We start from the raw sequence: 22863 nt of genomic DNA, 5'->3' as shown, positions 1-22863 counted from the left end.
TGACATATATTTAGGGTTTATATACGTTCTCAACTGTTAATTTTATTATAAAACATTATTAATAAAAAGTACACTATTTTACTAAGATTTCCACCATATCGTAAGCTTTATTAACTGCTTCCTGAATTTTTTGTGGAAGTTTTCCGCCTGCCTGAGCCATATCTGGTCTTCCGCCACCGCCGCCGCCAGCAATAGCAGCCACTTCTTTTATTATTTTTCCGCAGTGGATTCCTTTAGAAACAGCATCCTTTGAAGCCATTGCTACGAATTGTACTTTACTGTCACAAGTACTTCCTAAAACTATGACGCCATCTTCTATTTTATTTCTAAGTTTATCGGCCAGTTCTCTTAAAGCTTCTCCATCTATGTCCTTAACTATACCTGTTACTACCTTAATACCCTTAATATTTTTCATATTTTTAAGAAGATCATCTTCCGATGAGCTGGCAAGTTTATTTTTTAAACCTGCTATTTCTTTATCTTTGTCCTTAATTTCTGAAATTAGAACATTTATCTTTTGAATTATATCCTTTTCTGTGCACCTTAATGTATTTGATGCCTCTTTCAGCAGGCTGATTTTATCCTCTACCAGCTTAATGGCATTTTCACCTGTTACTGCCTCTATTCTTCTAATACCTGCAGCTACACCGCTTTCAGAGACAATTTTAAACAATCCTATTTCTCCTGAATTTTTTGCATGGGTTCCTCCGCAAAGTTCCTTACTAAAGTCACCTATAGAAACAACTCTCACTTCGTCTTTGTATTTATCATCAAATAATGCTATTGCCCCGCTTTTCTTTGCATCGGATATTGACATTATTTCTGTTCTAACAGGCTGAACCTTAACAATTTCTCTATTTACTACTTCTTCAATTTTACGCAATTCTTCTTCTTTAACAGCTTCAAAATGATTAAAGTCAAACCTTAATTTTTCATTATCAACATATGAACCTGCCTGATGAACATGATCTCCAAGCACCACTCTTAAAGCAGCATCCAGCAGATGAGTTGCACTATGGTTTTTTCTTATCATTTGTCTTCTTTCTTCGTTAACTTCTAATGTAACATTTTCATTTAAACTTATATTTCCTTCAATTACATTAACAAAGTGCATTATCTTTCCAGAAATATTATTTTTACAATCAGTTACCACTGCCTTAAAATTATCATTATATATTAATCCAGTGTCTCCAATCTGTCCTCCCATTTCAGCATAAAATGGTGTGGTTTCAACCAGCATAACTCCACATTCTCCAGAATGAAGCTGATGTTTAACTTCATTATCACTTATTATAAATTGTACTGCAGATTGAAGCTTACTATTATTATAGCCATCAAATTCTGTATTTATTTCAAGGGGTATTTTATTTAAAATTGTATCCTCAACGCCCATGTAGTTAGATTCTGATCTGGCAGATCTGGCCATATTCCTTTGGTTTTTCATCTCTCTTGTAAATCCATCTACATCAGCTGTCAGTCCCTTTTCCTTCAGTATTTCCAAAGTAAGCTCTAATGGGAACCCATAAGTGTCATATAATTTAAATGCCTTATCCCCCTGAAGAATTTTTTCATGATTATTTTGAAGTTTTTCAATATATTCTCCTAGTATTTGGAATCCACTGTCAATTGTTTCATTAAATCTTTCCTCTTCAAGTTTAATTACCTTTTTTATGTAAGCTTGTTTTTCTTTTAATTCAGGATAATTTATATAAGAGTTTTCAATTACCACATCTGTTAAATTGTATAAAAATGTTTCTTTTATACCTAGTGTTTTTCCATGTCTTGCAGCTCTTCTTAAAAGCCTTCTCAGAACATATCCTCTTCCTTCATTAGAAGGTAATATACCATCACTTATCATAAAAGTAATGCTTCTTATATGGTCTGTTATTATTCTCAGTGAAGTATCAGATTTTTTATTTTCTCCATATTTTACTCCGCTTATTTCTGAAACTTTTCCTAATATTGCCTTTAATGTATCAACTTCAAAAATGCTATCTACACCTTGCATTATAGTAGCAATTCTTTCAAGTCCCATACCTGTATCAATGTTTGGATTGGAAAGTTTATTATAATTTCCATCATCATCTTTATCATACTGAGTAAAAACCAGATTCCAAAATTCAACTGTCCTGTCTTCTTCAGATGCTTTTATAAATTCCTCAGTAGTTGTAATTTGTCCATTACCTTTATCATAATGAATTTCGGAACAAGGCCCGCATGGACCCGAACCATGTTCCCAAAAGTTATCTTTTTTTCCAAGCCTAAAAATTCTATTTGGGTCTATATCTGTAGATTTAGTCCATATTTCAAAGGCTTCATCGTCATCAGTATAAATTGTAACATATAATTTATCCTTAGGAAGCTCTAAAACCTCAGTTATATATTCCCATGCCCAGGGTATTATTTCCTTTTTAAAATAATCACCAAATGAAAAGTTTCCCAGCATTTCAAAGAATGTAGCATGTCTTGAAGTGATGCCTACATTATCAATATCGCCAGTCCTAATACACTTTTGACATGTGGTAACTCTCCTTCTAGGGGGCTCCTGCATTCCTGTAAAATATGGCTTTAAAGGTGCCATACCTGCATTTATTAATAATAAGCTTTTATCATTATTTGGTACTAATGAAAAGCTTGGCAGTCTAAGATGTCCTTTTGATTCGAAAAATTTTAAATATGATTCCCTGATTTCATTTAATCCCATTTTGTTCATTTTATTTCTCCTTTTCCAGTTAATAATAAAAAAAGCCATCAATCCCAAAGGGACGAAAGCTATTCCGTGGTACCACCCTAATTATAAAAAACAAAGTTTTTACTCTCATTAATAATAAAGCTCATGGCCTGCTTCAATATTTTATTCAAAAAGTTTACACCAGCCACTTTTTCTCTGAATTGCAATAAAATATTTACTTTTTCCAATCATAGCCTGCATATTCATTTATGACTAAGATTATAGATAATATTTATGATGATGTCAATATGATATTTATTTCCTTAGTAAATTTAAAAAAAGTAATAATTAATATCTTCATATATAATTTTTACTATCACTCCTACAGGTACAGCTATTATCATGCCTATAAATCCTCCAATTTGCCCACCCAGAAGCAGCAATATAATTACCAGAAGAGGATGCATGCTTACGCTGTTGCCAGTAACTTTTGGGGATATAATATTTCCTTCTATTAATTGAAGCAGATACAAAAAAATTATTGTATATATTCCTGCTTTTGTGGACTTTATAAAACCCATTATAACAGCTGGGACGGCTCCAAATATTGGTCCAAAGTATGGAATTATATTAAAGAAAGCATTTAAAATCGATAATAACACTGGAAAATCAACTTTTAATGTAAATAAAATAATAAATGTAAAAACTCCAATAATAACACTTAATAATAACTGCCCAACTATGTATTTACCTAAGACCTTATCAATATCCTGTAAAATATTTTTTATTATTCTTCTTGATTTAATTGGAAACATTATTAGTGCTTTATTAAAAATAATATCACTGTCTGCCATAAAATAATAGGATATTATGGGTATAACAGCTGCTGAGAGTAAATCCTGACCTATATTTAATGCTCCATCAAATAATTTATTTAGGATTTCTGCCATTAAATTATCTATTTTATCATATATTTTATCCATTATAACGTAAATAGTTTTATTATTATTTAATGGCTTAAATTTTTCATAAATAATTTCTATATTTTTCTGTATTTTTATAATGCCGCTGTCTACATTTAATCCCTCTTTTAAAATTGAAGGAACAATAATATAAATAAATGCAGCACAAAGAAATATTAAAAATACAATAATCATCAGTGCTGAAAGCCTCTTATTTAAGCCTTTTTCTACAATTTTATTTTGAAGGGGCATAAGTGTATATGCAATAATTAATGATATAAAAATTAAATACACTATTTCTTTTAAAACAAAGCTTTTATATATAATCCATATTACTGCTATAAAAAATACAAATATTAAAATTAATTTAATTTGTTTCTTGTTCTTCAACAATTTTTATTTCACCATCTTTTTTGAACAATTTATGCGGCATGCTCCTTAAATTAAACTTGTCACACTGTTTGTAATTAAGTAAATTATCCTCCCCAAGTATGGTATTACAAACAGGAATAGCAAGCTTTCCATTAATAAAATTATTAAAAAAACCAGTGGAAATTAATAGTCCAGTAATATAAAAATCATTTTTTCTAAAAATACACTCTTCAATTACACCAATTATATTTCCGCAGTTATCAACAGTATCCAATCCTTTTATTTCGCTGAAGCTGAAATATCTGTTTTTATTAAATTTATCTACAATCATCACATTATTAAATGAGATAATATCCTCATTTAAAACATTTATACTATTACTAAAAATTCCACTGGAGGAAACTTTAAAACCAATAACCCTTTTCTTATCAAAATCTATTAAGATATCATTAATATAGCCTATTTTTTTACCATTAACATTAAAAACTTCCATTAAAATAAAATCTTTTACTCTATACATTATTAATCACCATCTATTGCTTTTTATATAGTTTTCCAGTTTTGTGATAAAATATAACCAGTTTCTAAATTATAAATAAAAATTTCAAAAAATAAAAAAACCCATGCTTAAACATGAGTTTTCTTTTATTTATAAATTCAAATATATTTAGTTTTCTCCATGAACATGTTCATGAATAGTTTCTGAATGATTCTTAACAGCCCATTCTTCTAATCCTACAGATTTTCTATAATCATTTATAGCCTTATGAATTGCTTCTTCAGCTAATACTGAACAGTGCATTTTTACTGGAGGAAGTCCGTCTAGAGCTTCAGCCACAGCTTTATTTGTAAGCTCCCATGCATCTTCTAAATTCTTGCCCTTTATTAATTCTGTAGCCATACTTGATGAAGCAATAGCTGAACCGCATCCAAATGTTTTAAACTTTACATCTTTAATTATATTATCTTCAACTTTAATGTATATTTTCATAATATCCCCGCACTTAGGGTTTCCAACTTCACCTATGCCGTTAGCATCAGGAATTTCACCTACATTTCTTGGATTTCTAAAGTGATCCATAACTTTTTCACTATACATCATAATACAATCAACCTCCTATAAAACATATTAAAATAAAAGTTTTATTCTGCAAATGATTTATCTTTATCAGAAAGCTTTAAAAAGTCTTCCCAAAGTGGAGACATTTCTCTTCTTCTCTTAACTAAACCCGGCAGTACTTCTAAAATATAATCCACATCTTCTTCAGTACTCTTTGCCCCCAAAGTAAGCCTTAAAGATCCATGAGCTACCTCATGTTTTAATCCCATAGCTAAAAGTACATGGGAAGGGTCCAAAGATGCTGATGCGCATGCACTTCCAGTAGATGCATATATTCCAGCAAAATCCAAATCAAGTAATAATGTTTCACCTTCTATGCCAATAAAGCTGAAGTTAGCATTTCCAGGTAATCTTTTGCTTTGGTCCCTGGTTCCATTTATTTTTGTATATGGAATTCTCTCTATTATTCCACTTACTAATTTATCTCTCAAGGCAGTTAATCTTTTACTCTCACTTTTCATTTCATTTGTAGCCAGTTCAATAGCTTTTCCAATGCCTACTATTCCTGGTATATTTTCAGTACTGGCTCTTTTGCCTCTCTCCTGGCCGCCTCCATGAATGAGACTTTCAATTTTAATTCCTTTTCTTATGTAAAGTGCTCCAATTCCTTTTGGCCCATAAAACTTATGACCTGACATAGAAAGAAGATCAATATTCATATCTTTAACATCTATTGGAACATGAGCAACTGCTTGAACTGCATCTGTATGAAATAAAATCTTATGTTCCCTGCATAGCTTTCCAATTTCCTTAATTGGCTGTATAGTGCCCACTTCATTATTTGCAAACATAATAGAAACTAAAATTGTATCAGGTCTTATTGCTTTTTCTACATCTTCTACACTTACCATACCATATTTGTCCACTGGCAGATATGTAACCTGAAATCCCTGTCTTTCCAAAAATTTTGATGTATTGATTATAGCATGGTGTTCAATTGAAGTAGTAATTATATGCTTCCCTTTATTCATATGTGCATAAGCTATACCTTTAAGTGCCCAGTTATCTGATTCTGAACCACCTGCAGTAAAAAATATCTCATTTTTTTCTGCATTAATTGCTTTTGCAACTCTTTCTCTGCTCAAATTTACTGCCTTTTTAGTGTTATCTGAAAATGAATATAATGAAGATGGGTTACCAAATTCTTCAGTAAAATAAGGCATCATCTCCTTTAATACTTCTGGCCTTGTAAATGTTGTGGCTGCATAGTCCATATATACTTTTCTATCCATAATCTACACTCCTTTAATTTTATCAGAATTCATATTTTTATAGTCTTCAACCATATCGTGAAGAGTAGTTGATTCCATTACTTTATCCATGCTGTCCTTAAGCCTTGCCCATAATAATCTGGTGGCACAGGATCCTATATTTGAGCAGCTCTTATCTTCAAGGCACTCAGAAATTTCTATAGGTCCTTCAAGCACATTCATAATTTGTGCCACTGTTATTTCTTCAGGAGGTCTGCTTAAATAATATCCACCCTGAGCTCCCCTGATACTTTTAATTAATTTTGCCTTTCTCAAAGGTGAAAACAGCTGTTCAAGATAATACTCAGAAATTTTTTGCTTTTCTGATATACTTTTTATAGAAAGTGGTTGTTCTCCATAATGAATAGCCAATTCTACCATGGCTTTTACTCCATATCTTCCTTTAGTAGATAACTTCATTTTATCACTTCCTCATAAAAATAATTCAGACATTGTTGAGTGATTTACTCTGATTTCAGATTAATAATAACAAAGGAGAGTAAAATTGTCAACAATTAATATGTAAATTATAAATAATAATTTACTGTACATATAATTGGGATAAAAATGAGCCTGCCATATAATCAGCAGGCTCATTACTTTTTTATTTATTATTTAAATATTCATCAATAGCCTTTGCAGCTTTTTTGCCTGCTCCCATTGCAAGTATAACTGTTGCAGCGCCGGTAACAGCATCTCCGCCAGCATATATTCCTGTTCTAGTGGTTGCGCCGGTTTCTTCTTCAGCAACAAGACATTTGCGTTTATTCATCTCAAGACCCTTTGTAGTTTTTGCAATTAATGGGTTTGGTGATGTTCCAAGAGACATTATTACTGTATCAACATCAATTACAAATTCAGATCCTGGAATTTCAATTGGTTTTCTTCTTCCTGAAGCATCAGGCTCTCCAAGTTCCATTCTCACACATTTCATTCCATTAACCCAGCCCTTCTCATTTCCAAGAATTTCAACAGGGTTAACTAAAAGATCAAAAATTATGCCCTCTTCCTTTGCATGATGTACTTCTTCAGCTCTGGCAGGTAACTCAGCCTCACTTCTTCTATATACAATATGGACCTCTGCTCCAAGTCTAAGTGCAGTTCTTGCAGAATCCATGGCCACGTTTCCACCACCTACAACAGCAACCTTTGCTCCAACTTTTATTGGTGTATCATAATCATCCTTAAAAGCCTTCATTAGGTTATTTCTTGTTAAAAACTCATTGGCAGAAAATACTCCATTTAAGTTTTCCCCAGGTATACCCATGAACTTTGGCAGTCCTGCACCCGACCCTATAAATACAGCATCAAATTTTTCCTGCTCAACTAATTCATCAATTGTTACTGTTCTTCCAATTACTACATTTGTTTCAATCTTAACTCCAAGTTTTTTAACATTTTCTATTTCATGTGCAACTACTGTATCCTTAGGAAGTCTGAATTCAGGTATACCATATACTAAAACTCCGCCTGCCTTATGAAGTGCTTCAAATATTGTTACATCATAGCCAAGTTTAGCTAAATCACCGGCACAGGTAAGCCCTGCTGGACCTGAACCAATTACTGCAACCTTTTTATTATTAGCTGGCAGCTTTTCACTTAAATCTATATTGTTTTCTCTTGACCAGTCTGCCACAAATCTTTCCAGTTTACCTATTGCTACTGCTTCTCCTTTAATGCCAAGAACACATTTTTCCTCACATTGACTTTCCTGAGGGCAGACTCTGCCGCAAACTGCAGGAAGTGATGATGATTGTGCTATAACTCTAGCTGCTTCTTCAAATTCTCTATTTTTTACGTGCTGGATAAATTCTGGAATATGAATAGTTACAGGGCACTGTGTTACACACATAGGCTTCTTACAGTTTAAGCATCTGGAAGCTTCCTGTACTGCTTCATCTTCTGTATATCCAAGACATACCTCATCAAAATTTTTAGCTCTAACCTTTGGATCCTGTTCACTTATTGGTGTTCTTTTCATTCTATCCATTATTTATCACTTCCTGTTTCAGTTTTGCATTTGCATACATAATCTTCTTTTTTCTCTTCAGCTTTATGGAGTGCTCTTCCCTCTTCGCTCTTATATAAAGCTGCTCTTCTCATAGCCTCATCAAAGTCTACAAGATGTGCATCAAACTCTGGGCCATCAACACATGTAAACTTGGTTTTTCCGCCTACTGTTACTCTGCATGCTCCACACATACCAGTACCATCAACCATCAATGTATTTAAACTTACTATTGTTTTAATATTATATTCTTTTGTAAGCTTAGCTACAAATTTCATCATTATCATTGGGCCTATAGCTATTACCTCACTATAGTTATTGCCAGCATCTATAAGTTCTTTTAAAAGGCCTGTAACAAGTCCTTTATATCCAGCTGAACCGTCATCAGTGGCAATATGTACTACTGCTCCAAGAGCTTTCATTTCATCTACCAGCAGTAAATAATCTTTACTTTTTCCGCCAATAATAACTTCTACGTTTACTCCTCTTTGTCTAAGCCATCTAACCTGAGGATACACTGGTGCTGCTCCAACTCCACCAGCAACAAACATTATTTTTTTAGCTTTCAGAGTTTCTAAATCTTCATGAACAAACTCTGAAGGTGTTCCTAAAGGTCCAACAAAATCTGCTAAAGAGTCACCCTGATTTAAGTTAAGCATTTCTGTTGTGGAATTTCCAACTGCCTGTACAACGATTGTAACAGAACCCTTCTTTTCATCAAAATCACAAATTGTTAAAGGTATTCTTTCACCTTTTTCATCAATTCTTAAAATTATAAACTGACCAGGCTTTGCACTTTTTGCTACTCTTGGTGCCTCTATATCCATAAGAAAAATGTTTGGTGCTACAATTTCCTTTTTTAAAATTTTATACATTTGCTGACCTCCCCAAAATATATATTTACCTAAATTTAATCTAGCACATTTATATTAATTATACAACAATAATATTATATTGAAAAATTAAAATCACTATATAATATATTCCAATTACTTCATAATATAGCAGAAAACTCTCTTACACTTTAAGAGAGTTTTCCTTGTTATATAGTTTTACTAAAAGTTAACTTTTTGTCCATAATATATTGCTGTAAATAACTTTTTCATTTCTTCGAAATTTATTTTTCTTGGATTTGCTCCAGTACAAGCATCTTCTAAAGCATGCTTAGAAATAAAATCAAGATTTGCTTTGAAATCTTCTTCTGATATTCCATACTCTTTAAGAGTACTTGGGATATTCATATTTTTATTCATTTCCTTAATCATTGAAGTTAATGAATCAACCAGTTCATCTGTAGTATTTCCGCTTAATCCTAATCTTCTAGCTATTTCAGCATATCTTTCACCGCATGCTTTTTTGTTAAAGTCAATTACATATGGTAGATAGATAGCATTAGCACAGCCATGAGGAATATGGAATACAGCACCAGTCTTATGTGCCATACTGTGTGTTATACCAAGTAAAGCATTTGAAAATGCCATTCCAGCCAGACACTGAGCAATATGCATTTTGCTTCTTGCTTCCTTATCCCCTTCATATGATTTAATTAATTCTTCTTTAATCATTTCAATTGCATGCATTGCAAGAGGATCACTGAAGTCTGACCTTAATCCGGCTACATATGCTTCAATAGCATGTGTAAGAGCATCCATACCTGTATATGCAGTTAATTTTGCAGGCATTGTCTGAGCCAATGCAGGATCAATTATTGCTATATCAGGAGTTAAATTAAAATCAGCTAAAGGATATTTTATTTTTGCTTTATAATCTGTAATTACTGAGAAGGAAGTTACTTCTGTAGCTGTTCCGCTTGTTGATGGAATTGCTACAAATCTGGCCTTTTTTCTTAATTCTGGAATTCCAAATGGAATAACAGCTTTTTCAAATGTAAAGTCTGGGTATTCATAGAATATCCACATAGCTTTTGCAGCATCTATTGGAGATCCTCCACCTATTGATACAATCCAGTCAGGTCCAAATTCTCTCATTACTTTTGCACCATTCATAACAGTTTCAACAGAAGGATCAGGTTCTACTCCTTCAATTAATTTTACTTCTAATCCAGCTTCCTTAAGGTATTTTTCAACTTTATCCAAAAATCCAAATCTTCTCATTGAACCGCCGCCTACTACAACAACAGCTTTCTTTCCCTTAAGTTCTTTTAAATGTTCCAAGCTATTTTCTCCAAAATAAATATCTCTTGGTAATGTAAATCTTGACATATATAATCCTCCTTATGTAATAAAAATTAATTACTTATACCATATTATGCAGCAATTATTATGCCAATATGCAACCTCTGTAAATTCAATATTAATAAAATTAAAATTCTCATTGTGAAACATTTGACAGTCTCAAAGTGAGATTGATATAATATTAACATCTCACTTTGAGACTTTAATATTATATTTCTTGATTTTTCTGTAAATTGTAGCCCTGCTGATGTTTAGTTTTTCACAGGCTTCCAATATATTCCCATTGCAGCAGTTAAGTGTTTTTATAATGCTGTTTTTTTCAATGTCATCCATTGTTAAAAGGTTACTTTTACCATCATTAGAATTATGTTTAATCAGATTGCTTTCATTAAATTCATCCTTTTCAATAGTACTTTTTTCACATAGATAGTAAGCTCTTTCTACAACGTTTCTCAGTTCCCTGATGTTTCCCGGCCAATCATAATTCTTTAAATATTCAATATACTCTAAACTTAATGACTTGTAATTATTAGGGTTTTTCAAATTAAGTTTGTAGATAAAATAATTAGCCAGGGCTTCAATGTCATCTTTTCTGTCCTTCAAAGGCAGTAATTTTATATTCATTACATTTAATCTATAATATAAATCACTTCTAAAATTTCTTTTTTCAATTTCATCAGTAAGATTCCTATTTGTAGCAGCAATTATTCTCACATTTAATTTTTTTTCATAGGTTCCGCCTATTCTTGTTATACTCTTACTTCAATAAGTAATATGAAAATTTCTAAAAATAAGTACTATAATATTTAGCTTTTAAAAATGATTTTAAGATCTTTTATAGAATTATATATATAGACTAATGATAATTAAAAGGAGATAGTTTGTATGTTACAATTAAGCAAAAACGATAAAGATAAGGTGTTGGAAGCTATAAAAGAAGGTAGGATTGATGCTGCTGACGTAAGTTTCCCTAATCTTATAGATACAATAGTATTAAAAATGAAAAATATAGGACTTATAGATAAATTGGCTGAAAGTTTTAAAGATAAAAGAAAACAAAATAAGCATATTCCATTTCATATACTTATTGCGTTAGCAATTACAGCAAAGATGAAACTTAAAACCAGCCTGACAGATGTCGCCTTTGCTGTGACTGATGGTGAGTTATTATCTGAACTAGGATGGAATATGTGGGATACCAATAAAAACCTTGAAGAAGGGTTATTCGCCGAAGGCGTTATGAGAAATTTAATTCAAAAATATGATGCTGAGGAATTTATAGAGTCTTATAACAATTATGTCCAAAATGTAGTTATGCCATCTCTTAACATAGCTCCATCTATACATATTCTTGATTGCACTAAAATACATGTGAATTTAGATAATGTAAATTATGAAAATTCTGAAACTATAAAAGATGATGGAAAAGTGATTCGTGGTTATAAAATGGGAACATTAAGAGGTCTTATGGATGATTCGGGAATTATAGAAGAGATAGTTTTTGATTCTATAAAGCCTCATGATTTAGAACTTTGTAGAAATATGATTTTAAAAAGTAAATGTTTAAAAGGTGGAGATATTCTCATAAATGACAGGGGATTTATTTCTCGTGATGTTATTAATTTTTTGAAGGTTGAAAAGCAAGTGGATACATATGTACCTGCAAAAAAGAACATGACAATATACCAAGAAGCTGTAAAAATAGCAATCTCCGAAGACAAGTGGCAAAAACACCCTAACAGGAAAAGGAAAACTCAAGAAATACACCTGGTTAAGGATCTAGGTATGATGTGGCAAAGTAATACACCGGATAAAGATGTTGACTTGTGCGCCTGTGTCGTTCATGATAAAAAAGATAATGAATACTATGTATTTTTAACCACAGACACAAATAAAACTGCAAAACAAATAATAAATACTTATGAACTAAGACCAGAAATTGAAGAAGACTATAGACAAATAAAAGACTTTTGGAAATTAGAAGATTTTAAGAGTACAAAATATAATTTTATAACTTTTCATATAGTTATGACACTCATTGGCTACATGTATTTTCAACTATTCAAAAACATGGAGGAGGGAAATAAGTATTCAGGCAAGTCCCTCCCTGTAATTATTAAGAATTATAAAGAAGATAAGCAAAAGTCAGTTATAATATATTCTGGTCAATATTTTGGCGTATTTTCCTTTATTGAATTTATTCAATTGTATGCTGGCTGCTCCGCAGAGGTAAGGAAACTTCTTGATCCAACCTTGGCTTTAGTATAGCAGGGTTGGAGGGCTACGCCCAAATTACGAATTGAAGATACTCTTATTATCCAAAACTCTTAAAAGCTTGGACTGCATGTCCAAAGGCAGCTCTCCAATTTCATCTAAAAATATGCTTCCCCCATTAGCTAATTCAAATTTCCCAGGATTTCCTTCACTTAAAGCCCCAGTAAAAGCTCCCTTTTCATATCCAAATAACTCACTTTCAACTAATTCCCTTGGCAGAGAAGCACAATTTATAGCAACAAATGGCCCATTGGATCTGGAAGAATAATTATGAATTGCCTGAGCAAACACTTCTTTCCCAGTGCCGCTTGGGGCCTCTAATAATATATTGCATTCACTTTGTGAAGCTCTTTTGGCAAGTTCTATGGTCTTTTTTACATTGCTGTTATTTGTAATTATATCATCAAATGTATAGGATGCAGAATATCCTGCGATTTTGTTAACTACTTTATGAACATATCCTTCTTCTTTAAATGTTATAACTATTCCCTTAGCTATATTACCAATCAGAATTGGTGATGCATTCATGCTGCATCTTACTCTTCTATTCTTAACATAAAAAGAACAGTCAAAGTTATGATATTCCTGTTCACCATACATAACTTTATTGCCAAAATCGTTATCCTTTAAAGTATTACATATATTCAGCTTAAATATTTCACTTCTGCTTAGGTTTAATATTTTTTCAGCCATTTTGTTGGCATTTTTTATTTTTAAATTTTCATCAGTAATTATCATTCCGTCAGAAATAGAATTAAATGTGAGATTTAAAAGCTTACTGGACTTAATTAATGCCATCTGCTTCTGTATTGAGTATACAGCTGAAACAACCATACCTAATGTGTGCGGGTGTGCCTTACTATAATGACCGGACATATTTAAGCACCCTATTATTTCACCTTTATCATTGTGTATAATACATGCTGAGCAGGTTAATATATGCCTGTTTCTGCAATAGTGTTCCGGGCCTATTATTTGAATGGGCTCATTTAAAAATAAGGAAGTTCCAATGGCATTTGTACCGGCATATTCCTCTGACCAGTTAGCACCGAGATTGAAATTTAGTTTTTCGGCATTTCCCTCTATATTTTCATCACCTATAAGCTCCATAATATGTCCCTGCTTATCAGTTAAAGCAATTATGAATTCAGACCCAACTACAATTTTCTGCAGACTTTTCATTATAGGTCTGGATATACTAATAAGTTCAGCATTTTCTCTTCTTATTTTGGCTATTTTATCAGGAGATATAACTTCAATTCTGCCTTGCTCATAATTTAATTTTTTCTCTCTGCATCTAATCCATGAATTAAGAATTTCTTCCTTTATATTCACTGGAGTTTCGCCTTTTTCAATAAAACTCTTCCAGCTATGCTTAACCCTGTTTATATATTGTTCCATAGTACCTCCGTTAAAAATAACAATTTTAACTTCTTCATAAAAAAATCCAGCCAAGCTGGATTTTTATTATTTTCTGTTTTCATTTCCTAAAAAGCATAAAGACAGCATTCCCTGACCACAATGTGATCCCATTATTAGTCCAAGTTTATTAACAATAACTTTCTTAACATGAAATTCTTCTTCCATTATATTTTTTAAATATTCAGCTTCTTCAATACAGTCTCCATGACTTATAGCAACAATTGTGTTCTGAGGTTCAGTTACTTCTGCCTTAAATTTATCTGTTAAGTATTTTATGGCCTTTCTCCTTCCTCTAATATTTGTTACCTGTGCTAAACTTCCATCACTTGAAATGCATAATATTGGATTAATATTAAGAATTGACCCAACCACTGCAGCAGAAGAAGATATTCTTCCACCTCTCTTTAAATGATCAAGATCTGAAACTGCAAACCAATAATTCATTTTTAACATGTTTTCCTTAACCCAGGTAATTATGGAATCTTTACTATATCCTTTATTAAGCATATCATAGGCATAATAAACTAAAAGCCCTTCTCCAATAGATGACCCCTTTGTATCTATTACTGTTATATCAGCATCTTTATACTCACCTAAAATTGTTTCTCTTGCCATCACAGCGGAATTATATGTACCGCTGAGAGCTGACGACATGGCAAGATATATTACTGGAATTCCCTGTTTTGCATACTCCCTGAATTTCTCTTCAAATCTGAAAGAGTTTATTTGTGAAGTTGTAGGCATTTTCCCCTTACGTAATTCACCATAAAACTCATCGTATGTGAATGTTTTTCCAAAATCGTCTTCATATTCCTTGTCATCAATATGACATATTAATCCTAAATGTGGAATATGATTTTTTTCAATAAATTCCAGCGGCATATCGCAGCTGGCATCCACTAATATTACCGGCTTCATAATAAAATCTCCCCTTTATCTATATACTTTGTAAAAATATACATAGATTTCAAAGCATATAGCAACCTATATATAATTCCATGAATTTTTTCTATTATAATATATAATAGAAAATTCTACAACTAATATATTCTATAAGTATATAGATAAGTCCTTTTAAAAGTAAAAATATTTACAATTAATTAAAATTACAGCCTGTTAGTATAAGAGATTTTTTTATTCTCGTCACAAACTATTTCAGTATCCTTTTTATCTAATTTTGTCTTTAGTATGACTTTGTGCCCCCAGAGATCCACTATATATTTTAATGTTTCTATAGCATAATTTATCTTAAGTTCTCTTCCATCGAATAAATGCTGAAGTGTTAAAGTTTTATTAGATTTACACATGTCAATTACTCTGATATTTGGTATACTTCCCATTCCGCAATTATTACTTAATGTATTTCTAATCATTCTCCATCCTTCTTCATCAGCTATTTCATCTACAGTAAGCTGATTTTCTTTAATTGTATACTGAAATAAGTTAAGTCTTTCACATAATTCTTTTGATAAATATTTTCTTAAAAAGGATTCATCCCTTTCCATCTGTCTGACTTCAAATAATTTTTCCCTGCCATATTTCATTTCAACATCTTTGTAAATTTCAAAACCTAAGTAATAAGGATTTATACTTCCCTCTAATGGTGCTATTACATCATTATGACGCTTAATAAATTCTAAATGTAATCCCTGCTTAAGTTCCAATTTATTTAAAATGGTAAAATGCCAGTAACTTGCCCATCCTTCATTCATAATTTTAGTTTCTATCTGAGGAATGAAATATTCAGTTTCGTCTCTTACAATTTCCACAATATTTTTCTGCCATTCAGTTAATTCTCCATATTTAATAATAAAATATAAAATATCATCCTCGGGTTTCAAGGGTATTTTATTTAAATCTGGCAAAGGCTTATTTTCATTTTTATATATTAAATTGTTATAATTGCCCTGATTTTTATAATCCTCTAAAATTCTCTTTTTTTCTTCCTCATAAGAAATCCTTTTTATGCCTGCTGCCCTTTTAGTCTGATATCTAAGAGCATGGGCGGCATTTAAAATCTTTTCGACTTCTAAATATCCTATACTTGGATCATTAATATATTCTCTTATTCTGTCAGCGTGATTTTTAAAATCTTCCAAAGTATATTTTGCATCAGTTCCTAATGAAAATAACCTGTTATTTTTAAAAAAATCATTATGGCCATAAACATGAGCAATAGTTAGTATTTGCAATAATAAGGTATTGTCCTTCATCAAATATGCTATACATGGATTTGAGTTTATTACCATTTCATATGGCAGCCCCGTAAGATTGTAGCTATATAGTGTTTTGAGTTTTTCATAGGCCTTTCCAAAACTCCAATGGGGGTATCTTGTAGGCATTCCAACATAAACTTCATAAGCCAGCATGTCATTATAATTTATTATCTCAAACTCCTGCGGGTAGTAATCCAGTCTCTGATCTTTTGCTACTTCTTCTATTTCATTATCCCATTTTTCTAAATCAAAAATAGTATAATCCATCTCAACACCTACCCTGTTTTATACATTTACTTTATAAACAGTTCAGCAATTATTTAATTGTATGAGGATTTTATTTCATTCCTTAACATTTCCCTTAAAGCACTCCACATATCTTCTTTTTTCTGCATTGTTACTGGAACAAAATTATCCATTTTAATTTCATCTATATATCTTTTTTTAATTGTGCTGGTATATCCATATGTCATTATTTCAGCATATCCAAATAGATTGCAGAGTTTACATAGTTCTATGGCTGCATTAACTGCCTTGTCATTATTTTCACTCCAATTATCCCCGTCACTTACGTGAAAAGAATAAATATTCCATATATGAGGATTATATTTTTCATTTATTATTTCTATTGCTTTATTGTATCCACTGGAAATATATGTTCCTCCAGATTCAACTTTGTGAAAAAACTCATTTTCTGAAACAGTTTTAGCCACAGTTGAATGGGCAATAAAAACTACTTCCACATTATTATATTTCATTTTTACAAATTGACAGAGCATAAAGAAAAATGACCTTGCCAGATACTTTTTGTTTTGATCCATTGAAGCTGAAGTATCCATAATACAAAAAATTACAGCGTTATATTCCTTTCTTACTTTAGGCTTAATTTTGTAATATTTTAAATCTTCCTCTTTAAATGGAAATCTTTCGATTATTTTTCCTTTTTCCACACTGTATCCATAAATATTTTCCTTTAAGCCATCTTCTCTTAAAGCTCTCTTATATCCCTGTTTTCTTTTCAGCTTCTCAATTACCGTTCTCTTTTTAGCTAGTCTAGGCCTGATTCCTTTGTTTTTAAATCCCATTTTCTTCTTTGAGCCTTCACTTATGATATCAGAAAAATTCTTTTTATTTAGATTAGGTAAATTTAAATCGTCAAAAAAATATTCAAATATTTCTTCAATAGTTATTTCTGTTTCATAAATGTCTTCCCCTTCTTCATTTCCTGCACCATTATTACCCTTTTCACTGCTGCCATCATTTCCAATATTATAAATATCTCCTCTCTTTTCATCTCCGCTGCCGCTGCCTACACCAGTTTTGTTTTTTCCATAAACAAATTCATATTCTTTTAAACCTCTTATTGGTATCTTTATCTTTTTATCTTTTGTCTGTCCAATTATGCTTTCTTCAGATAGTATGTCAACAATATTTTTTTTAATTGAATCTTCAACCAGCTGTCTGTGTCTTCTTTTATCTTCAGCTGTCCTGTCATGGTTAATAGGATTAAATTCTCTAAAAACTGCCATAAGATCAATCCTTCCAAAGGTTATTTGCAGCATATTTTAAAATAACATCACAGCAGTGATCACAATACCCGGCCTTTTTCATCTCTTCAACCATTAAATCATACTTTTTGCTTTGTTCTTTATCTCTAACCTTTGATTTTGTTATAATTCTTGACATTTCCCTAACTGAAGCAGTAAGCTTTTTTTCAATTGCTTCTTTTAAAGGTTCATAGGAAGTATAATCTATTCTTCCGCCTTTTCTTACCAGATAAAACATATAAGATGTTACATCACTTCTAAATCCTTTGGAAGAACCTTCTGAAATTCCTATCTGTTCTTCTATGGATCTCATAAACTTTTCATCAGGCTCTAACTGCTCACCTGTGGATGTATCCTTTATTTTAGTTAGATTTACAAATGCTTCTGCATGATCTAAATAATTATTAAAGAGGCTTTCAGCCTGTTCTCTAAAGCTTATAATAAATGCCTTTGTTATTTCCTTTTCAAGTATTTTATTGTATTCCTTTCTAATTGTATCCTGCAAAAGGGCAATATATTTTTTCTTTACATCATCCTGAATATCCATATTTTTAACGGATTTTATTAAGCTTTCCATTACACTTAATGGATTAATACAATTAAAACTTGATTCTGATAAGGCATTATCTATTGCTTTTATTATGAATCTGGTAGATATTCCTTCCATGCCCTCTCTTACCCCTGCTTCTTCCCTAAGTTCAGTAATATCAATTTTTTTAGTAGTTCCTTTTTCTACAATGTCCTCACCATTATAGATCTTCAGCTTAGTAAACAGATCTACCTTATTTGATGGTGAAAGTCTGCTGAGTATAGCAAACATAGCTGCAATTTCAATAGTATGAGGCGCAATATGGGATTTATAATTACTTTTCTTTAATATCTTTTCATATATTTTGGTTTCTTCATTTAACTCAAGGCAATATGGAACCTCAACCTTAACAATTCTATCTAATATTGCCTCATTGGTATGATCAGCTTTAAACTTGTTCCATTCAGCTTCATTAGAATGGGCAATTATAACGCCATCAAAATATATCATGGATCCCTTGCCTGGTGATGGTATGGATTTTTCCTGAGTAGCTGTAATAATTGTATGAAGATATTCTACATCATTCTTAAAAACCTCAATAAACTCTACAATTCCCCTATTTCCAACATTAAATGCACCATTTAAAGATAATATCCTTGGATCATCCTCTGAATATAAATCCATTTTAGAAATGTCTACAGATCCTACTAATACTGAAGCATCCTGGTTATTTGGATCAACTGGGGGTACAACCCCAATTCCCTTTCGTGATCTGATTGAAAAATCAGTCTTAATAATTGGAAACTTTTCAAATTCTCCATTATATTCTGTTTTTAATCTGCTCCTGCATACAGGACACAGGTCTCCTTCAATTTGAACCCCTAAAGCTTCCTCAAATGTTTTTCTCAGATGCTTTGGAATAAGATGCATTGGCTCCTCATGCATTGGACAGCCTTTTAAGGCATAAATCTCACTGCTGTTTTCAAGTGCTTTTTTAATTGATTCAACAATAGATGATTTTCCAGATCCAACTGGCCCTACCAGATACAAAATCTGCCTTGACTCTTCTCCCTTCATTGAAGCAGAATAAAAGAAATTAACTATTTTCATTAGAGTCATATCTATTCCAAAAAAGTCTTCCTTAAAAAAATTATATTTTTTTATAGTTTCATTTCCATATATTTTTCTTATACGTGGGTTTTCTTCTGGATTTTGTATATCCACACCTTTATTCATTATTATTTCGTATATTCTCTGATGTGCAAGCATACAGATGTCTTTATCATTTTTTAACATATCTAAGTATTCCAAGAAAGTTATTTCGAATTTATCAGACTTTCTTTTTTCCCTATCCTTCTCTATTAGGCCCTTAAAATCCATATATACCCTCCATAAAATTGATACAATCACATTTTATTTGTCTTTATAGTATTTTATTTGTCCATATAAAACTTTAGAACATATAGGACTCTTATAATTTATTATTAAGTATTTGATAATTTAGAATTTTATCATATATAATAATCCAAAATAAAAAATGAGGATATATATCCTCATTTTTTATTTACAATGTTTCCAGAACTCCCAGCTTTGCCAAACTATAAATTGATGAATTTTCTTTATTGATTATGATGTCTTCTTCAATGGATTTTCCATCATGAGAAAGATTAAAAAGGGATATAATATGATTTCTGGATATAGGTTTATCCATCCAGTTCTCCACAGCATCCGGATATAATTCAGCATATAGATTATTTACAGCATCTATAACATTATTTTTATTTTTTAATTTAATTATCTCCTTATCCAGTGAAATCTCCAATGAAAGCATAACTAAGTTATTCAGTCTGCTGTCATAATCATCATTATTGCTGCTGAGACAATTCAATAAAAATTCTATGGATTTATTTAACTGATTTACATAAATAGTAATATCTTCATCACCACATGTAAATGCAATAATGCTCATGGCTGTTGTTTCTACTTTATCCTTAGTGCTTAAATCTTCATTATCCACAAATGACCCATCTGCAAACTGATTTTTAGCCATTATTCTTAATATCTTATCTCTTGGATATTTTTTATCCAGATAATCTGTATCATCTTTATATTTATTATTAGATTTTTTATGTGTTTTATATAAAAATGATGGCTCATTTAAATCAGCATCCTTAATATTTTCAATTATATCATTAGAAAGATTCTTCTCATTTACTTTTAATGGAATAATATTTTTAAGTCCTATTCCTAAAACTTTTTCTTCTCTTTCTTCAATTAATATAAATGAAGTTTCTAAGCTTAGAATATTATACTTTTTAGAAATCTCAACAACCTTTTTTCTCATGGATTCCTTGATTTCTCCTCTTTCAGAAATCATATTCATTTCTAAGGATTTAATTCTTTTTCTTGCCCATACCTTTTGAATCAGATTTGCATTATCTTCTGTATTAAAGTTATCCAGATCTACCTTTTTCAAATAAGGTTTATCTCCTACCACACCAGTAATAATTATCTCTCCCTGAACTTCTCCATCTGCTCTGGCAAAAATAGAAAAAGGCTCCCTGTCATATATATAGTCTATGGTTCTTGGATAAGTTTCATCAACTTTTAAATCTCCCCAATTAATTTTTATATCATCAATTTCGGGATTTTCAATTCTGGTAAACTGCCTCAATACTTTAGGTTCAATTCTTTCACCGCTGAAAATGAATTCAGCCTTACCATAACTTTCATGTGCAAGTTTATTTAAAAAGTAACTGTTAACAGAAGAATCAATTCCAAAGCAGAATATCCTATTATTGTTTAAATTATTTCTTACATATTCCAGCAATTCTTCTTCTTCATCTATTTCATCATCGGTGAAAATAAGAATGGTATTTCCCTCACCTTCGTTTTCAAGGCTGTATTTAATTGCCCCAAAAATATCTGCATCACTTTCCGTAGTCAATTCATCAATCCACCTGGAAGCACTTCTTAATGTATCAGAATTAAACTCAGCAACTCCTTCTTCGCAGAAATATTTTAAAGTATCTCCCATAGCCACAATATCAAAAGTATCTCCCTGACTTAAATTTCTAATACATAGCTGCAGTGCATCTTTTGCCTGCTCCAACTTTTCACCCTTCATGGTTTCAGAGATATCTATTAAAAAAATGTATTGTTCATTTTTATCATCTTCAATAGCATCTAATTTTGGTACAAGTCTTAGGTATATAATACTCTTCTTTTCATTGTTTTCTTTATATTCGTAAATCATGCCGCTGGCTTCTTCATCTTCTTTTTCTTTAAGCAAAAGTATAAAGTCTTCATCATAATATTCAAATTCTTCATCAAGTGTTATTTTTGCTACATTATCTCCTTCCCGTTCAACATTTATATAATGTGAAGGGGAATCAAAATCAAGTCTGCATAGTGATTCAACTATAATATTTAACTTAAAGTTATAATTTACACTTTTGTTTATTGATCTTCTTAAAGCCTTATTTACAACTTTTTTAACCTTTACTCCTTCAATATCCCTTGGCTCCCTTATGGCAGGAATATTTAATTTAAATGTTTTATCATTATATTTAAGTTCATCAATATATGACAGCTTTATATTGATTTTTTCACCAGGAATTATTTTTCCTATTGATATCTGGTATAAATGCGGTGCTATCTCATCTAAGGTAAATGTTCTTTCTCCTGTTTCCTTAGCATTATTATATACTTTAAGCGCCTTGTCTTTTTCATCAATTAATGTTTTTAATGTTCTGCCCCCAAAATCCACCTCCAGTCCGGAAATCACTGCAGTTTCAGGTATTGGGAAAATATATGTACCGTCAACAAAGCTGTTCCCTAAATTTTCATAAACTTGATTTATTGTAATTTCTCCAAATTCTCCACAAATATTAGCATTAACTTTTACATCTTTTAAAACAATGTTATCCTCTAATCCCTTAATATCTCTTATGCCATAATTTAACACATAACCTACCTCCTTTAAAATGATAAAATTAATTACTATTCATAAATTAGTATTCCATTATTTCTATAAATATAACAATACTATAAATAAATGAATGAATAAATAGTACTAATATTATCCATTATATAACTTGATTTTATCATATATTTATAAATATTTCCTTAAATAATATTAATATTAGTTATATTTCCCAGGTAATATTTTACTTTAACTTGTAGTTTGCCTTTTAAAATAATATAATTATTTTATCAGCATTTAATAAAAAGTAAAAATATAATGACTTACACAGTCCAATAAATCCGTAACGTTGGGTATTTGGAGGTAAATCTA

At 31.1% G+C, this 22863-nt stretch carries 17 protein-coding genes and 1 other annotated feature; of the genes, 1 reads left to right on the top strand and 16 read right to left on the bottom strand.

Annotation, left to right across the window (positions count from 1 at the left end; genetic code table 11):
- Nucleotides 1-73: 73 nt before the first annotated feature.
- From alaS to EQM05_RS07395, 10 genes are all read right to left on the bottom strand, one after another.
- Entirely contained in the window at nt 74-2713 is a 2640-nt protein-coding gene (alaS, locus tag EQM05_RS07440; RefSeq protein WP_128749446.1) for an alanine--tRNA ligase, read from the bottom strand.
- Between the two features lie 45 nt (nt 2714-2758).
- Nucleotides 2759-2932, bottom strand: a binding site (T-box leader).
- Between the two features lie 71 nt (nt 2933-3003).
- A complete protein-coding gene (locus tag EQM05_RS07435; RefSeq protein ID WP_128749445.1) occupies nt 3004-4026 on the bottom strand; it encodes an AI-2E family transporter in 1023 nt (340 codons plus the stop codon).
- Complete coding sequence (locus EQM05_RS07430; protein ID WP_128749444.1) at nt 4001-4525, bottom strand: PRC-barrel domain-containing protein; 525 nt, start codon at nt 4523-4525, stop codon at nt 4001-4003. The genes EQM05_RS07435 and EQM05_RS07430 overlap by 26 nt, the downstream gene beginning before the upstream one ends.
- A 147-nt stretch (nt 4526-4672) precedes the next feature.
- The gene (gene nifU, locus EQM05_RS07425; protein ID WP_164917236.1) at nt 4673-5107 is read right to left on the bottom strand and encodes a Fe-S cluster assembly scaffold protein NifU; all 435 of its coding nucleotides are present in this window, start codon (nt 5105-5107) and stop codon (nt 4673-4675) included.
- 41 nt (nt 5108-5148) lie between these two features.
- Nucleotides 5149-6357, bottom strand: coding sequence for a cysteine desulfurase NifS (gene nifS, locus EQM05_RS07420; protein ID WP_164917235.1), 1209 nt, complete (start codon nt 6355-6357; stop codon nt 5149-5151).
- 3 nt (nt 6358-6360) lie between these two features.
- Nucleotides 6361-6795, bottom strand: coding sequence for an Rrf2 family transcriptional regulator (locus EQM05_RS07415; RefSeq protein WP_128749442.1), 435 nt, complete (start codon nt 6793-6795; stop codon nt 6361-6363).
- A gap of 184 nt (nt 6796-6979) precedes the next feature.
- Nucleotides 6980-8365 (bottom strand): NADPH-dependent glutamate synthase, encoded by a 1386-nt coding sequence (gene gltA, locus EQM05_RS07410; RefSeq protein ID WP_128749441.1) that lies wholly within the window; start codon nt 8363-8365, stop codon nt 6980-6982.
- Entirely contained in the window at nt 8365-9258 is an 894-nt protein-coding gene (locus EQM05_RS07405; RefSeq protein ID WP_128749440.1) for a sulfide/dihydroorotate dehydrogenase-like FAD/NAD-binding protein, read from the bottom strand. The genes gltA and EQM05_RS07405 overlap by 1 nt, the downstream gene beginning before the upstream one ends.
- A 180-nt stretch (nt 9259-9438) precedes the next feature.
- Entirely contained in the window at nt 9439-10605 is a 1167-nt protein-coding gene (locus EQM05_RS07400) for an iron-containing alcohol dehydrogenase (RefSeq protein ID WP_128749439.1), read from the bottom strand.
- 162 nt (nt 10606-10767) lie between these two features.
- Nucleotides 10768-11331: a sigma 54-interacting transcriptional regulator gene (locus tag EQM05_RS07395; protein ID WP_128749438.1), complete on the bottom strand. Its 564-nt coding sequence runs from the start codon at nt 11329-11331 to the stop codon at nt 10768-10770.
- Between the two features lie 132 nt (nt 11332-11463).
- Here EQM05_RS07395 and EQM05_RS15735 point away from each other — a divergent pair, with 132 nt between their 5' ends.
- Nucleotides 11464-12846, top strand: coding sequence for a transposase (locus EQM05_RS15735; protein ID WP_164917153.1), 1383 nt, complete (start codon nt 11464-11466; stop codon nt 12844-12846).
- A gap of 24 nt (nt 12847-12870) precedes the next feature.
- On the opposite strand, the gene EQM05_RS07385 is transcribed toward EQM05_RS15735, so the two are convergent.
- The 6 genes from EQM05_RS07385 to EQM05_RS07360 all read right to left on the bottom strand — a co-directional run bounded on the left by EQM05_RS07385 (nt 12871) and on the right by EQM05_RS07360 (nt 22533).
- Nucleotides 12871-14253 carry a sigma 54-interacting transcriptional regulator gene (locus tag EQM05_RS07385; RefSeq protein ID WP_128749437.1) on the bottom strand — a complete coding sequence of 461 codons (1383 nt, stop codon included), beginning with the start codon at nt 14251-14253 and terminating at the stop codon, nt 12871-12873.
- A gap of 66 nt (nt 14254-14319) precedes the next feature.
- On the bottom strand, nt 14320-15192 hold the full coding sequence (locus tag EQM05_RS07380; protein ID WP_128749436.1) for a DegV family protein: 873 nt from the start codon (nt 15190-15192) through the stop codon (nt 14320-14322).
- A 188-nt stretch (nt 15193-15380) separates the two neighbouring features.
- A complete protein-coding gene (locus EQM05_RS07375; RefSeq protein ID WP_128749435.1) occupies nt 15381-16757 on the bottom strand; it encodes a SpoVR family protein in 1377 nt (458 codons plus the stop codon).
- A gap of 53 nt (nt 16758-16810) precedes the next feature.
- Nucleotides 16811-18019, bottom strand: coding sequence for a sporulation protein YhbH (yhbH, locus tag EQM05_RS07370; RefSeq protein ID WP_128749434.1), 1209 nt, complete (start codon nt 18017-18019; stop codon nt 16811-16813).
- A gap of 4 nt (nt 18020-18023) precedes the next feature.
- On the bottom strand, nt 18024-19946 hold the full coding sequence (locus EQM05_RS07365) for a PrkA family serine protein kinase (protein WP_128749433.1): 1923 nt from the start codon (nt 19944-19946) through the stop codon (nt 18024-18026).
- 184 nt (nt 19947-20130) lie between these two features.
- Nucleotides 20131-22533, bottom strand: coding sequence for a VIT and VWA domain-containing protein (locus EQM05_RS07360; protein WP_128749432.1), 2403 nt, complete (start codon nt 22531-22533; stop codon nt 20131-20133).
- Between the last annotated feature and the right edge of the window lie 330 nt (nt 22534-22863).

This window comes from Clostridium sp. JN-9 (assembly GCF_004103695.1).
Classification (GTDB): Bacteria; Bacillota; Clostridia; order Clostridiales; family Clostridiaceae; genus JN-9.
Note: the sequence above shows the minus strand (reverse complement) of the source record. Positions and strands in the feature narration are given on the sequence as shown.

Excerpts from the sequence above, each read along its gene's own strand:
- alaS (WP_128749446.1), bottom strand. The coding sequence starts at position 2,713 with ATGAACAAAATGGGATTAAATGAAATCAGGGAATCATATTTAAAATTT.
- EQM05_RS07430 (WP_128749444.1), bottom strand. The coding sequence starts at position 4,525 with ATGTATAGAGTAAAAGATTTTATTTTAATGGAAGTTTTTAATGTTAAT.
- nifU (WP_164917236.1), bottom strand. The coding sequence starts at position 5,107 with ATGATGTATAGTGAAAAAGTTATGGATCACTTTAGAAATCCAAGAAAT.
- nifS (WP_164917235.1), bottom strand. The coding sequence starts at position 6,357 with ATGGATAGAAAAGTATATATGGACTATGCAGCCACAACATTTACAAGG.
- EQM05_RS07415 (WP_128749442.1), bottom strand. The coding sequence starts at position 6,795 with ATGAAGTTATCTACTAAAGGAAGATATGGAGTAAAAGCCATGGTAGAA.
- gltA (WP_128749441.1), bottom strand. The coding sequence starts at position 8,365 with ATGGATAGAATGAAAAGAACACCAATAAGTGAACAGGATCCAAAGGTT.
- EQM05_RS07405 (WP_128749440.1), bottom strand. The coding sequence starts at position 9,258 with ATGTATAAAATTTTAAAAAAGGAAATTGTAGCACCAAACATTTTTCTT.
- EQM05_RS07400 (WP_128749439.1), bottom strand. The coding sequence starts at position 10,605 with ATGTCAAGATTTACATTACCAAGAGATATTTATTTTGGAGAAAATAGC.
- EQM05_RS15735 (WP_164917153.1), top strand. The coding sequence starts at position 11,464 with ATGTTACAATTAAGCAAAAACGATAAAGATAAGGTGTTGGAAGCTATA.
- EQM05_RS07385 (WP_128749437.1), bottom strand. The coding sequence starts at position 14,253 with ATGGAACAATATATAAACAGGGTTAAGCATAGCTGGAAGAGTTTTATT.
- EQM05_RS07380 (WP_128749436.1), bottom strand. The coding sequence starts at position 15,192 with ATGAAGCCGGTAATATTAGTGGATGCCAGCTGCGATATGCCGCTGGAA.
- EQM05_RS07375 (WP_128749435.1), bottom strand. The coding sequence starts at position 16,757 with ATGGATTATACTATTTTTGATTTAGAAAAATGGGATAATGAAATAGAA.
- yhbH (WP_128749434.1), bottom strand. The coding sequence starts at position 18,019 with ATGGCAGTTTTTAGAGAATTTAATCCTATTAACCATGACAGGACAGCT.
- EQM05_RS07365 (WP_128749433.1), bottom strand. The coding sequence starts at position 19,946 with ATGGATTTTAAGGGCCTAATAGAGAAGGATAGGGAAAAAAGAAAGTCT.